11 protein-coding genes are annotated in these 14,271 nt (G+C 57.3%); 1 reads left to right on the top strand and 10 read right to left on the bottom strand.

Annotated features, from left to right (window positions below; genetic code table 11):
* Positions 1 to 4 precede the first annotated feature (4 nt).
* The 5 genes from malG to P4L78_RS07295 form a co-directional block, all read right to left on the bottom strand.
* The gene (malG, locus tag P4L78_RS07275; RefSeq protein ID WP_283150644.1) at positions 5 to 895 is read right to left on the bottom strand and encodes a maltose ABC transporter permease MalG; all 891 of its coding nucleotides are present in this window, start codon (positions 893 to 895) and stop codon (positions 5 to 7) included.
* Between the two features lie 25 nt (positions 896 to 920).
* Positions 921 to 2,438 carry a maltose ABC transporter permease MalF gene (gene malF / locus P4L78_RS07280; RefSeq protein WP_309327422.1) on the bottom strand — a complete coding sequence of 506 codons (1,518 nt, stop codon included), beginning with the start codon at positions 2,436 to 2,438 and terminating at the stop codon, positions 921 to 923.
* Between the two features lie 79 nt (positions 2,439 to 2,517).
* Complete coding sequence (gene malE / locus P4L78_RS07285; RefSeq protein ID WP_283150646.1) at positions 2,518 to 3,723, bottom strand: maltose/maltodextrin ABC transporter substrate-binding protein MalE; 1,206 nt, start codon at positions 3,721 to 3,723, stop codon at positions 2,518 to 2,520.
* 100 nt (positions 3,724 to 3,823) lie between these two features.
* Positions 3,824 to 4,948 carry a sn-glycerol-3-phosphate ABC transporter ATP-binding protein UgpC gene (locus tag P4L78_RS07290; RefSeq protein WP_309327423.1) on the bottom strand — a complete coding sequence of 375 codons (1,125 nt, stop codon included), beginning with the start codon at positions 4,946 to 4,948 and terminating at the stop codon, positions 3,824 to 3,826.
* Positions 4,949 to 5,001: 53 nt separating this feature from the next.
* Positions 5,002 to 7,437, bottom strand: coding sequence for a beta-galactosidase (locus P4L78_RS07295; protein WP_309327424.1), 2,436 nt, complete (start codon positions 7,435 to 7,437; stop codon positions 5,002 to 5,004).
* A 442-nt stretch (positions 7,438 to 7,879) separates the two neighbouring features.
* Between P4L78_RS07295 and P4L78_RS07300 the strand changes: the two genes are divergently transcribed.
* Positions 7,880 to 8,908 (top strand): LacI family DNA-binding transcriptional regulator, encoded by a 1,029-nt coding sequence (locus P4L78_RS07300; protein ID WP_283150649.1) that lies wholly within the window; start codon positions 7,880 to 7,882, stop codon positions 8,906 to 8,908.
* Between the two features lie 31 nt (positions 8,909 to 8,939).
* Here P4L78_RS07300 and P4L78_RS07305 read toward each other — a convergent pair whose 3' ends face one another.
* From P4L78_RS07305 to P4L78_RS07325, 5 genes are all read right to left on the bottom strand, one after another.
* On the bottom strand, positions 8,940 to 10,319 hold the full coding sequence (locus P4L78_RS07305; RefSeq protein ID WP_283150650.1) for a DUF1501 domain-containing protein: 1,380 nt from the start codon (positions 10,317 to 10,319) through the stop codon (positions 8,940 to 8,942).
* Positions 10,320 to 10,327: 8 nt separating this feature from the next.
* Entirely contained in the window at positions 10,328 to 12,028 is a 1,701-nt protein-coding gene (locus tag P4L78_RS07310) for a DUF1800 domain-containing protein (protein WP_309327425.1), read from the bottom strand.
* Positions 12,029 to 12,441: 413 nt separating this feature from the next.
* Positions 12,442 to 12,747 (bottom strand): hypothetical protein, encoded by a 306-nt coding sequence (locus tag P4L78_RS07315; RefSeq protein WP_283150652.1) that lies wholly within the window; start codon positions 12,745 to 12,747, stop codon positions 12,442 to 12,444.
* Positions 12,748 to 13,211: 464 nt separating this feature from the next.
* Complete coding sequence (locus P4L78_RS07320) at positions 13,212 to 13,637, bottom strand: OsmC family protein (RefSeq protein ID WP_283150653.1); 426 nt, start codon at positions 13,635 to 13,637, stop codon at positions 13,212 to 13,214.
* Between the two features lie 171 nt (positions 13,638 to 13,808).
* A complete protein-coding gene (locus P4L78_RS07325) occupies positions 13,809 to 14,243 on the bottom strand; it encodes an excinuclease ATPase subunit (protein WP_283150654.1) in 435 nt (144 codons plus the stop codon).
* Positions 14,244 to 14,271 lie beyond the last annotated feature (28 nt).

Genomic DNA, 14,271 nt, shown 5'->3' on the forward strand with positions numbered 1-14,271 from the left:
GCCGTTACCCTTTGACCGAGCCAGCTGTCAGCCCGGACACCAGCCAGCGCTGGGTGACCATGAAAATGGCGGTGAGCGGAATCCCGGCCAGAATCGCCGTGGCGGCAAAGTCGCCCCACAGATAACGCTGGTTGAACAGGAACAGCCGCGAGCCAATCGCCAGTGTCAGCTTTTGTTCGTCATGCAACAGCACCGAGGCCACCGGGTATTCGATCATGCCGCCGAGGAACGCCAGCACGAACACCACCACCAGAATCGGCACAGCCATCGGCAGCAACACGTAAATGAAGGCCTGGAACGGGGTCGCACCATCGACGCGCGCGGCTTCTTCCAGTTCGTACGGCACCGAATCAAAGTAACCCTTGATCAGCCAGATGTGCTGCGCCACGCCGCCGGTATAGGCCAGCGCCAGACTCCAGTGACTATCCACGCCCAGCCATGGCACGTAATCGCCAATGCGGTCGAACAGCGCGTAAATCGCCACCAGCGCCAGCACCGATGGGAACATTTGCAACAGCAACAAGCCGTTGAGCATGGCGCCTTTGCCACGGAACTTCATGCGGGCGAAGGCGTAGGCGCTGGTAATCGACAGCACCAGCGACACCGTGGCGCTGATAAATGCCACCTTCATCGAATTCCAGATCCACAACAGCACCGGGAAAGGCGGCTTGACCAGATTGCCGTCGGCGTCGGTATACGACATCCCCAGCGCCAGCTTCCAGTGCTCGAAGCTGATCGAGTGTGGAATCAATGAACCACCGGCAAAGTTACCGGGCCGCAATGAGATCGAAATGATCATCAGAAACGGAAAGATCGTTGCAGCAATAAACAGGATCAGCCCGACATGGCAGATCAGCTTGCGCCAGCGGCTGGATTTCTTGAGAACAATAGGCACAGCAAAACTCCTTGCTTGAGCGTGATCAGGCGTTCTGCCGGTTCACTTTGAACAGCCGCAGGTTAACCACCGCCAGGGTAGCCACGATCAGGAACACGATCGACGAGATCGCCGAGGCCAGTGCGTAGTTCTGGCCGGAATCCTGGAAGGCGATGCGATAGGTGTACGACACCAGCAAATCGGTCGCGCCCGCTGGCACTTGGGTATCGAGGAAATCCGGGCCACCGCTGGTCAACAGCGCAATCAGCGTCAGGTTGTTGAAGTTGAAAGCAAATGAGGCAATCAGCAGCGGTGCAATCGGTCGCAGAATCAACGGCAACGTGATACGGAAGAAGTTGGTGAACGGGCCAGCACCGGCCAGCGCGGAGGCTTCGTAGAGTTCTTCCGGAATGGCTTTGATCAGGCCCATGCACAGAATCATCATGTACGGATAACCCAGCCAGGTGTTCACCAGCAGCACCATGGATTTGGCCAGCGTCGGGTCTGAAAACCAGCTTGGCCGCACACCGAGGATCATGTTGAGCGCCAGATTGATTTCACCGAGGTTCTCGTTGAACAAGCCCTTGAAAACTGGAATCGAAATAAAGGCAGGCACTGCGTACGGCAGGAACAACATCATGCGATAGGCGCCGCGGAACTCCAGCGCTTCCCAGTTCAGCATCACCGCCAGCACAATGCCAATGGCAAAGGTGGCCAGGGTATTCAGACTGGCAAAGGCGATGGTCCAGGTAAAGATGCGCAGAAAAGGCTCGTGAAACGCCGGATCTTTGAAAATGCGCCAATAGTTCTGCCACGCCACGTTAACGCGGAACCCAGGCTCCAGCTGCTGGCCGCTGGCGGTCTCAAAAAAGCCGCTGTGTATATTGGGCTTGAGTACGCCGCCGTGTTCGACATCGGTCAGCGAGCCATCGGCATTGAGCGTGTATGCCGGTTTGCTTTGGGCAAAGCGGCGCAAGCTGCTCTGGCGCAGTTCAGTGCCATCGGGCATCACCGCTACGACTTGTTTCAGGCCAGGTTGCAGCTTGAATAAATCCTTGAGGAGCACGGGCGCACCAAAGCCATCGGTAGCTGTGGTTTCGTGCAGCGGCACATGCTGCTCTTTGGTAGCGGTCAGCGGCGTGGCGTCAGAGATATAACCCTTGCCCGCGTCGTCACTGAAATACAGCTTGTATTGATCGCCCTTGCTGAACAGTTTCATGTTCATGCTGGCGTCGCCGGTAATTCTTTTCTGCAGCAATACGTCTGTGGCGCGTGCTTGCGACAACAAATGCTGCGAACTGTAATTGGTAAAGCTGATGCCCAGGGTGTAGGCCACCGGCAAGGCAATGAATACGATTCCGGCCAGAATCCCCGGTACCACGTAGCGGTAGGCGTACATGCGCGGCGAGGTGTAAATGAATACGGCCAGCGCCAGCACCACAATCATTGCACCCGCATAAATCGGCTGATGCGCCTGGTAGAACAACGGAACCAGCGCAAAACCGGCCAGCAAACTGATAATGCCCAGCGCGGCCAGCACGTAGTGCATGTACGAACGTCTCATTGATATCTCTCACTGCTGAAAGTGGCGTGCTGCCCGGCAAGGCATGGGGACGATGCCGGGCAACACGTGTGGCTTGCTGTTACTTCTGCTCACCCTTCAGGCGCTTGGCAGCGCGATCCAGTGCCACAGCCGGGGTTTCGCGACCTTGGGTCACGTTTTCCAGCGCGGCTTTCATGGATGTCCAGAAACGTGGCATTTCCGGTGCGCTTGGCATTGGTGCGCCAGCGCGGGCTGCGGCCATCGTGCCTTCGATCAGCGGATCATTCTTCAGCTCGTTGTAGAACGCCTTGTTGGCTGGCACGCCCAACGGCACTGCGTCGTTCATGTCTTTCAGGCCTTCCTTGGACAACAGGTAGTTTTCCAGGAACTCGGTAGCGATTTCCTTGTTAGGGCTCGAACTGGCAACCATCGCGCCCAGCACGCCAACGAACGGAGCACCTGGCTTGCCGCCAATACCTGGAATCGGCGCTACGCCGAAGTTGATCTTGCTCTTCTTGAGGTTGTTCCACGCCCACGGGCCATTGATCATCATGGCGGTGCGGCCTTCGTTCATGGCTGCTTCTGCTTCAGCGTAGGACGCGGTTTTCGGCATGGCGCCGGAGGCGATCAGCTTCTGGATCATCTCCACACCTTGCAAGGCGCCCTTGTTGTTCACGCCAACGTCTTGCGAGTTGTAAGAGCCATCGGCGTTACGCTTGAACACGTAACCACCGTTAGCCGCCAGCAGCGCCCACGAGTAATACACCTCGGTGAAGTTCCACATGATGGCGTGCTTGCCCTGAGCGGACAGTTTTTTGTCCAGCGTCAGCACATCGTCAAAGCTCTTGGGCGGTGTTGGCACCATATCCTTGTTGTACAACAAGGCCACGGCTTCGATCGACAGCGGATAGCCCCAAGTCTTGCCACCGATGGTCCAGGCTTTCCATGCCAGCGGATCAATACTGTCCACAATCTGTTTGGACGGCGCGACTGGCGAAATCAAACCGCCAGAAATCCAGTTACCGGCCGGGTCATGTGGCCAGATCCAGATATCCGGGCCTTTACCGGCGGCAGATGCCTGTTCGAACTTGGCGATGGCGTCTTCCGGATGTTCAACCTTCACCTGAATACCGGTTTCCTTGGTGAACTTCTCGCCGATTTTTGCGATACCGTCATAACCCTTGTCGCCGTTGATCCAGATCACCAGCTTGCCGGGTTCGGCGGCGTGTACCTGCATACTCAGCATCCCTGCAGCAACCAGAACACCCAGTCGCGCCAGCTGCCGAGCCAAAGTCTTGTGTACCATTTTTATCGATCCTCGTTATTTTAATGCCACCACATCAGTGATATCCCGGCATTGCCTCGACTGCCAGGGGTGCTGTCCCGGGGCGGTTGGCCCCGTGATTTCAAACTGCCAGCCGCCGGAATGCGCGGCCGTCTTCGCCAAACAGATGAGTTTTGCCTACCGGTGCGCACAGGGTCAGCGGCTCATTGGCCTGAACCGGCGTACTGGCGTGCAGCCGCGCAATCAGCGGGACCGAAGTATCGCCATTCAGGTATGCATAAGTGCTTTCGCCCAGGCGCTCAACCCACTGGATTTCGCGAGTAAAGGTATTGAGGTCGCCCGCATGTGCGGCTTCCAGATGTTCTGGCCGAATGCCCAGTTGCACATTGGCACCGACAGTCAAACCCGCTGGTTCAACATGTGCAGTCAGGGTAAAGCCATCCTGGGTCAGCACTTGCACGCCATATTCGTTAATTGCCGAAACGGTGCCATGCAGGAAATTCATCTTCGGTGAACCAAGGAAACCGGCCACGAACAGACTATTGGGATGTTCGTACAGCTCCAGCGGAGAGCCGATCTGCGCCACGCTGCCAAATTTGGCCACGTCTGCGCCGGTGTGCAGCAGCACAATTTTGTCAGCCAGCGTCATGGCTTCGACCTGATCGTGCGTCACGTAAATGGTGCTGGCACGAGCGTATTGGCGATGCAGCCGGGCGATTTCCACGCGGGTTTGCGTGCGCAATGCGGCATCCAGATTGGATAACGGCTCGTCAAACAAGAAGACTTCCGGCTCGCGTACCAGCGCCCGGCCAATGGCCACCCGTTGGCGTTGCCCGCCAGACAAAGCGCGCGGCTTGCGTTCCAGAAAACGTTCAATCTGCAACATGTTGGCAATGCCGTTCACGCGTTCGGCAATCGCCGCTTTGGTCACGCCTGCCAGCCGCAAACCAAAACCCATGTTCTGGGATACGGTCAGATGCGGATACAACGCGTAGCTCTGGAATACCATCGCCACGTTGCGCTCGGACGGTGCGAGTTCGTTGACGCGTTTACCACCGATGCGCATCTCGCCCGTGGTGATGGTTTCCAGCCCGGCGATCATGCGCAACAAAGTGGACTTGCCGCAGCCGCTGGGGCCAACGAACACGCAAAACTCGCCATCTGCAATTTCCAGCGACACGTCATTGATAGTGAGCGTGGCGTTGTCGAACGACTTGCAGACATTAATCAGGGAAACGCTGGCCACATGGCCTCCTTGTTGGGTTCAAACATCGTGGCGCAAAGCGGAGCAACCGCTATTTACTGCGCGATGTGATGCAATTTCTCAATTTCGAAAACCACTTCGTTCACGCCGCACAAGGCAACGCGCAGCAGCGCGGGTTGCTCCGGTTGCGGGGCCACTGCCAGCCGTTCACGTGCTGCAGGCTCCAGGAAAATGGCAGCGTCGCTTTGCGTGGGCAAAACATGCAAAGTCAGTTGCGGCTTGCGACCATTCGCGAAAAGATCATCAAGCGCGGTTTCCCACGTGGTGCCGTCGTAGAACTGATCGTTGATCAACACGCCATCGGCATAGAGCCGGGCTGCGTCACCGGCGTAGTCCAGTTGTAACAACCAGCGCGTTGCCGATTGCGTAGCGATTGAATCAGGCAATGCCAGTTGCCAGATGGCGGCGTGCTGGTAGCTGGCATCGTCCGGCGCCAACGGCACCGGGCCACTGCGCCAGCTGATATGCGGGCCATAACGCAACGGCGGCATAGTTGCCGGGCGTTGCAAACTGACCTGCACGGCGATATCAGCGGGCTCGGCAATCTGTTGCTGGAATACGGCAAAGGCATCTGCGGCAACCGCTTGCAGATCGTGACCGGGGAATACGGCAAGACTCACCGGGCCGGTTTGATCCCGATATACGTGTACGGTGTTGCCATCCTGCCAGCAGCCCTGCTCACTGATCACCAGGCGCTGTTGGTCATGCAACTCCACCACCGTACTGCCCGCGGCCTGACACTGATCCAGCACGATCAAACGACATGCCGCACCGAGACTGTCGGTCAGCGTGATCACCACCGGTTCACCGTTCAGGCTTGGCCGCAAGAACACACAGCCATCACGCGTCTGCAGCCACGACTGCGGGCAATCGATCTGCCGGATGGTTTGCGCGTCAAAACAGAATTCCGGCGCAATGCCTTCCACCGAAAAATACACATAACAAGGCACGGTTTCGTGCGACAGCCTGGTCAGTGGCTGGGCCGTGGCATAGCGCAGCAACGCGCCACCCAGACGTTGCAGCACGGGCCAGATCAGCGCCGTACCGGACGGAATGGTGATGGGCTGTTCGGGCACCAGCACGGCGGTATCGCCTATCTGCAGCTGCAACTGGGTAGCGGCAAAGTCCGGCAGCGGATGATGGCGTACATGATTATTGATAAATACAAAGCCGCCCTGCTCGTCGCCGCGTGCGCAGACGCGCAGTTGCGTAGCGTCGGATGGATCGGCTGGCGCGCCGTCGGCCAGTGTGGCTGGCAAGCGTGCCAGTTGCGCGCCATATGCCGCGACAAACTGGTGCAGCATACCCAAGTGGCCAAACGAGGGCCGAATCTGCCCATACTGACCCAGCGGCGCGTGAAAGTCGTAACCCAGCAGCGGCACGTCATTCGGGTAGCCAGTATCCTGGGTTTCATTCAGATAACCCGCGGCGCCAACCGGGTTGGTGCCGCCGTGATACATGTAATAACCGTACAGATTGGCGCCAGAGCCAATTTGCGTCAGCGCGGTCGCGTAGACATCTTGGGTGCTGATCACTGGTCGGCGGTGATAAGACATATGCATGCCACCGCCGGCTTCTGCCAGAAAGAACGGGTAATGCTGCGGGTCAATCTGCCCGGCTGCCGGCGTGCCGCCGACGTTACCCATTTCACCAATCACCCGGCTGGTGTTAAACAAAAACACGCCGGATGCTGGCAGCGGCTCGCTACTGCCCTGCCAGAAACCATCAGCATAGGCACCCGATAACGGCACCACTTCGCGCGCCGGGATATCCAGTGTCGGCCAGCCGGTAACGGTGTACAGCGGCACTTTGAGGCCGCTGGCGATAGCGATCCGTTTCAGTTCGGCAATGTGCTCGGCGCCGCAGGAAGGGCCAACACGGTCGTATTCGTTTTCAATCTGCACGGCCATCACCGGGCCGCCGTCTTGCCACATCAAACCCGCCACTTGCTCACCGATGGCGCCGTACAGGCGTTCAACATGGGCCAGATAAGCCGGCGCATTGGTACGCAAGTCGGTCGTTGGCACGGTGTTGATCAGCCAGTCCGGAAAACCACCGTAGCGCGCTTCGCCATGCACCCACGGCCCAACGCGCAGCGAGAACAACATGCCCAGCTCACCAACCAGTTGCACAAAGTGGCGCAGGTCTTTGTTGTCCGACCAGTCAAACTGGCCAGGCAGGGCCTCATGGTGATTCCAGAATACATACGACGCCACAATCTGGATGCCACCGGCACGCATCTTGCGCAGTTCGGTTGCCCATTGCGCCCGTGGAAAGCGCGAGTAATGAAACTCGCCCATCACCGGCAGCCACGGCTGATCGTCGCGGACCAGGTAGCGACTATTGATGGCGAGCGAGCCCTGAGGACCGGTGTGCCAGTCTTGCCGCAAAAAGCCGATCTCGGGCGCTGCAGCCTGCGCCGCCAAAGTCAGCTTGACCTGATTGTGTGGCCGGAAAGTCACTGGTGCCATCTTCCTGTTGTGTAGTTTTATTTTTCCTGCTTCATGCAGCCACCCGTCCAACAAGCCATTTTGCTGGCCTGCAGCAATATTCGAGATGCCACACCAAAAATTTAAACGCTTAAATTTGTAGTTAAACGTTTTACCTACTTTCAATTTCTCAGCATGGGCATGTTGTCGCAATAAGGCCTTACCCTCATATTCACAAAAATCGTGCGGCGACCCTGACAAATTGCACCACATTGGCCTGTTGCATGGCAAAACAGACATGTATCGCAATACATACAATGCGACAACTGAGGCAAAGACGAGCAGCCGGAGGCAAATTGACAAGGATGTTGTACTCTGATTTGATAGATTAATCGTTTAATCCATGATGATTTACTAATGCTGTGGGCTTGGGCATCTGCCGGACACAGCCAGTCACCGGTCAGGGAACAGGCTCACATCACCTATGGCAACACTGGCAGAAATCGCCCGGCGGGCAGGCGTTACCACCGCAACCGTCTCCAATGTCTTGCGCGGCCGCGGCAAAGTGGGCGAAGACACGCGACGGCGAGTATTGGCGCTGGCCGAGGAAGTAGGTTATCGACCCAACCTGAACGCCCGCGCCCTGGTTGAAGGCCGCCCGTTGACACTGGCCCTGGTGGTCTCCAGCATTGCCAACCCGTTTTATCCGGAATTCGCTTTGGCCGCCGAACAGGCTGCGCGCAAGCAGGGTTACTTTCTGATTGTGTGCAACACCAATGACGATGCGGAACTGGAGCGCGCTTATCTGGACCAGGTCGGTGGCTCACTGGCGCACGGCGTGCTGGTGATGAATGCGGATTTTGTGGAACAGGATGTGTTGCTGGCGGCCGAACGTCGCGGCACGCCTGTGGTGCTGTGCATGTGGGAGCGACCCGAGCAGCCGCCCGCCCTGCCCTCGATTGCCGTCGATTTTTACCGTGCTGGCGAAATCGCTGCTGAACACCTGCTGGCGCTAGGCCACCGCCAAGTGGGCGCAGTCGTAGGCAGCGAACGCAACGGTAACCATATCTGGCGTTATCGTGGTTTTGCCGACGCCATCGCCCGCGCCGGAATCGATAACTTGGCTGAAAACACCTGTTTTGGCCACGACACCATTGAAGCCGGGCATGACGCCGCGCGCCAGTTATTGTCCAGCTCGTCGCGACCGACTGCCATTTTTGTTTCCAACGACCTGCCCGCCATTGGCGTACTGCAAATGGCGGCGGATATGGGCGTACGCGTGCCGGATGACTTGTCGGTGATCGGCATTACCGATATCAACCTGGCGCATCAGATCCGTCCCGCCTTGAGTACCGTAGCGGTGCCCACGCAAGAAGCCGCAGAGATGGCGGTCAACCTGCTGCTAAGCCTGATCAAAGGCAAACCCGGTGACGGCGCCCGCCCCATGCTGGTGACATCTAAACCGACCTTGGTGGCACGCACCTCCACCGGGCCGGTGCCAGACAAAACCTAGCGCAGACTGCTACTGCTCACCGTCCGCCAGATCAGGTCAGAAATCCCAGATTGCGCGTGCTGTAGTTGGCAATGTTTGGCACTACCAGTGGCATATCGCTATCGCTCACGCCCATCCATGTAGCCAGCGTAGCGGCCAGTTGGTCAACTGCCGTTGTGGGCAGCAGGCGGCCTTGACCGACGTCGTCCGGGCCATTCACTGCCACAGCGGGCAAGGTGCCATAAAAATCACCGCCTTTGACCGCGCCGCCCAGCACAAAGTGATAGCTGCCCCAACCATGATCCGAACCGTCGCCGTTGGATGACAAGGTCCGGCCAAAATCAGAGGCGGTAAATGCAGTCACTTTGTCGGCAACGCCCAGCTCCACGGTCGCGTTGTAAAAACTGTTCAAGGCATTGGCTACCGTGGTCAACAGACCGGGATGCAGGTTAACCAGGTTGCTATGCAGGTCAAACCCGCCGACTGATACAAAAAACACTTGCCGGCTGGCGCCCAGGGCCGAGCGTGCGGCGATCAGTTCGGCCACCATTTTCAACTGGTTTGCCAGCCCGTTGGAGCTATCAAACGAGGTGGTCAAACTCACGCCGGATAGCGCGCCGGACAAGGTGCCCTGCGCGGCAATGGCTCGGCTGACAATGCGGTTTTGCTCTAACTCAATCAAATGACTGCGCGGCGCGGTAATCAGGCTTTGCAAGGCGGCACTACATGCGGTGGAACCAAACAGCGGTTTTTTGATGCCATTGACGGGCGCTGCGCCAGAGGGCGACATCTGGTATTGCACTGCCTGCTTGCCAGACATGAACACCGCGTTGCCGGAAACGTTGATACAGGTAAAGGTCGACGTGCTGTTGCTGTTCAGGAACAAATCGCCAATGCGCCCGCCCCAGCCACTGGTGGCCCCTTCCGGCAGCGATGACTGCCACACGCTTTGTTGATCATTATGCGAAAACAATTTTGGCGGCAAACGGGCGGTGCCCGCCTTGTATTGGGCCAGCGTCACCGGCTGCACCAGCGTGCCAATATTGAGCATGACACCCAATTTGCCTGCATCAAACAGGGGTTTAAGTGGTGCAAGCGTTGGGGCCAAAGCCATTTGCCGACCGCCAGGCAAGGGCGTAACCGGCGTCAATGCAGTTGCCGCCAGTTGGGTGCGGTCAATCGCCAAGGTCTGGCGGATGCTCTGGTAAGCGGTATAGCTGGCCTGATCATAGGGGATCAGGGTGTTGCCGTAATCATTGCCGCCGTACAGAAACACACAGACCAGCGCGCGGTAATCGCCCGGAGTGGTGGCCGCAGCAGCTTCGCCTATCGCAGCCAGGTTGAGCGCCCACGGCGTAGCCATTCCGGCCAGACCCAAGGCAGAGGTGCGGCGCAGAAATTCCCGGCGGGTAATTTGATCAAGCTTGGACATGACTGAGCTCACTTCTGCACAAGGTATTCGGGGCACACCATCACCAGCAAAATGGCCGCCTGCACCCGAGCCAACTGGCCCGCGCTGGTGCTCGTTGAAATGCTGGACACGGCTGTGGTGATAGTGGCAACGGTGTCGGCGCTCAAGCCGTTGCAGGCCAGTAGCAGGGCATAGCGCTGGACAAGGGCATTGGCATCGACGGCCAGCAACAGCTCGGCGCTATAGCCAGGCACCACATCCGCGACACCTTTGGTCACGGCGTTCTGCATAAAATTGATATACCCGACCACCGTCGATTCGTTAGTGATCTGCAGTTCCGGACTGGTGAGATTGAGTGTTCCCAACTGGCTATCTGGCGGCACGTAACCGGGGCGGAAAAAATTGAAGACGGACGGTGAGCGCAATGGGCTCATGCCCAATTTGCTGGCGGGGTCAGACAGATCACCAATACCCCATTTGCCGGTAGCGGTGGTGGCATTGAACGTCCGTGCCCATTGCACAAAGCGAATGACCGGCTCGCGCAATTTGCCACTAGTGGTGTTGGCCGGATCAGGCGTGGCGCGGGCCTCGGTATCGAGCAAGATGGCTTTGATGACCGCTTTCAGATCCCCACGCACGCCTGCGCCGTTGTTGGCAAATACCGTCGCCACACGCTGGATATAAGCCGGGCTGGGGTTGCTGCAAACCAGCCGCTGAATCAGCTGGCGACTGATAAACGGGGCGGTATTCTGGTGGCTGGCCAGTGCGTCGAGCACTTGTCCCATGGCTGTGGCAGCGTCAGTTCCCGCTGCGATGTTGATACCCAATAGCGACTTGGCGGTACTGTCATGGCGGCTGGCCGTATTGACCATGGGCGTGCGCACGAAAGCCGGATCAAGGTTATTGGCGCCACCGGCATCCCACCCGGTAAAGACGCTGGCCAGCGTGGTGATGGTGGTCTGGTCATAAGTCGGAATCGGCTGGCCCTGGCCGTCCAGTTGCAAGCTGCCATCCGGATTAAGCAGATACAAGCCAATCGACATTAACTGCATGACTTCGCGGGCGAAATTCTCATCCGGTTGCCTGCCAGTTGCAGGATTCCCCTTCTGATTGCCACGCATATTCAGATAACTGCCCATGCCGACGCTGAGCGCCACCGCCTGCAACAACTGGCGATATGTGCCGAATGCGTTGGCTTCAAGCAGGTCGACGTAGGCCGCGACCGTGAATTGCGGCCACGCAATCGGCAACCCGATTAACGACACCACAAATATTTCGGAATACGCCAAGACCATGCGCTGGCGCAGCACATCCGGCGAGCTGATGAGTTTGTGCCACAGGCTGTTGTCGATGCCGCCGCTCGAATAAAGATTAGCGACCACGTTATAGCCATTGGCCACCATCCAGTCGTAATGCCCCTGGCTGGTTGGCAAGGCCATTTGCGCATCGAGCCAGGCGCTTGTTCCTTGCGTCTGTACCTGACTGAGCAGATCGTCGGATGCACCAAAACCCGCCTGGCTGAGCAAACGGGAGGCATCTGCACTTGTAACAGGCGCAGCCGAGGGGGTCGGGGCAGCAGCAACAGTGTCCGAACTACCGCCACCGCCGCCTCCGCAAGCACTCAACAGCGCAGCACCCGCGGCCAGAGCCATCGCCGCTAGCGGATCAAACCCGGCATGGTCGACATCAGTTTCGACGCCTGGTGAGGCATCTTCTTGCGAAATGGACATTTAACCCTCGACAAACGCGAATGATTCCAGGCGGCAATTCGTGCCTGCGCATCATAGGTTTGAAGGGGTAAATGCATGGCGCGGGTTCGCCCATCGGTTGTTTCTGGCAGACCAAAAACAAAAACCCGTATCCGGCTCACCACACCAGCATGGCGATGCTGTCGGCGCGGCGGGTCGTTCAGGTGCAAGGGCAGAGAGTGCAGAAGATTGCGATAAAGATCCGCAGAGAAACCATGCGGGTAAAACAGCCTATTGTTGGCAGATGGCGTTAGCACGTCTGGCTGGACGCAGACTGGCAGTCATCCGCAAGCCGACCGACTGTGGCAAGTCCAGGCCGCGCTACAGCCATACATATCACGAACTAGCGCGCAGGGCCGACCACGCAGCTGACTCAGGCCCTGAGCGTTGGCCGATTACTCAGCCAATCGGGCCGCAGCATCAAGTAACTCTTCCGGGGTAAAACCGGAGGCGGCGACTTTGGCCAGTATCTGCTCACGGGCCTCACGCTTGCGGCGCAACAGGTCAATACGCGACGACAATTCTGCTTCATGGGCCTTTTTACGGGCCAGCAAGGTATCGCCACCTTCTTGCTGCGCGCGTTCCGTCGCCTGAGCTGCTGGCTCGTTGGAAGACGGTGCTGAATCGCCAAACAGTCTGGCCAGTGCAATACGCGCTTCAGCTGCGGCACGCGGATCGGGGGAATGGGATTTATCTTTCATTTGCTCTTTTGCGGATTAGCAATGGCGCGGGGTTGGCGATTGATTCAATGCATATACAAGAGATATACAATTCAAATACATCAATCGGCAACACAAGCCATATTGTCAAACGGAACTACGTCGAGGATAGAACCAGTTCATTCAAAATATCGGTGCGGCGATATGGATATCAAGTGAGCAAATCACTTGTAATTACAGATATGTGACCGAAATCGCCAAAATATTGCCAACAACAGGGCCGCCGTGTTGTTGCGGCGTTAAAAGCGCATCACTGAACGATCAAGTGCGTCGACATCAAGATATAAACCGGCTCGTTCTAGTATTCCGCTGTGTAATCACAAATGTGCGGAGGGTGAACCTGAGATCATCCTACCACGTGTCATATTTCCTTACACGCCTGGTTCGTACGCGCCGGGCATGAATATATCGTTCAATGCCGCAGCAGCTTCTAACCAGGCGCAAACTCATGCCTCCAGCCGTGCATCCATGGTGATTTTTGCATTCAACAATTTACTCACCGGGCACCCTGCCTTGGCTGCATTGGCAGCCTTTTCAAAGGCTTCCTGACTCGCGCCAGGTATCTTGACTACTACATCCAGATGCACTGCAGTGATGGTAAAACCGCTGTCATCTTTATCCAGCGTCACTGTTGCTTTGGTGGCGATGCTGTCGGCTACCATGCCAGCCTCGCCTAATTGCAACGACAACGCCATCGAGAAACATCCTGCATGCGCGGCGCCAATCAGTTCTTCCGGATTCGTGCCAGGGCCACCTTCAAAGCGCGCCTTGAAACCGTAGGGTGCATCATTGAGCACGCCACTTTGAGTGGATATCGATCCAATGCCATCTTTGATTGCGCCTTGCCACTTCGCGGAACCGCTCTTTTGCATGATGCTTCTCCAGGATGGTTGCAGCAGTCGTACTGTGACGGTGTAGAGGCGATTGAGTTCACCATGCAATGAAGATAGCTTGGCCGGTTGAGTCAAAATCAGACAAGCACTGACACGCATGCACAAAAAAACCGCCCAAAGGCGGCTTTTTCTGGCGCTCGGCAGAAATGCTTAGTGCATTTTGACCACAGTACCCTTGAGCGCAACGCCCGCAATCAAGCCACCTGCATGGCATTCGTACTGGGTTGCGCTTTTGAATTCTTCCTTTTTGTAATAACTGCTGATCCCGACCACAGCGTTGCCGCCTTCGGTTTTGGCGCGGTCGCGCAGTTCGATCAACGCCGACAACATGACCCAACGGCAAGCCTCTTCATCCGTCTTGTTAAATGCGTTGGTCTTTTTGTTGGTGACGAATTCACCCAGATTTTGCTTGGGTACTGCTTTTTGGTCGGCAAAGAAGAACTTCACATCCGAACCGACCTTGTCAGCGAAATCCGGGCTATTGAGCACATCCTGAATCGGCAGTTTGTATTCGGTATCGCGGGCTTGCGCGACTTGAGACAGGCAGGCAATAACCAATACGGCGAGAGCGGCTTTTTTGAACATTTTTCCCCCGGGTCAATCCAGACAAATT

The sequence above is a fragment of the Silvimonas sp. genome (assembly GCF_031291215.1).
GTDB classification, from domain to species: Bacteria; Pseudomonadota; Gammaproteobacteria; order Burkholderiales; family Chitinibacteraceae; genus Silvimonas; species Silvimonas soli.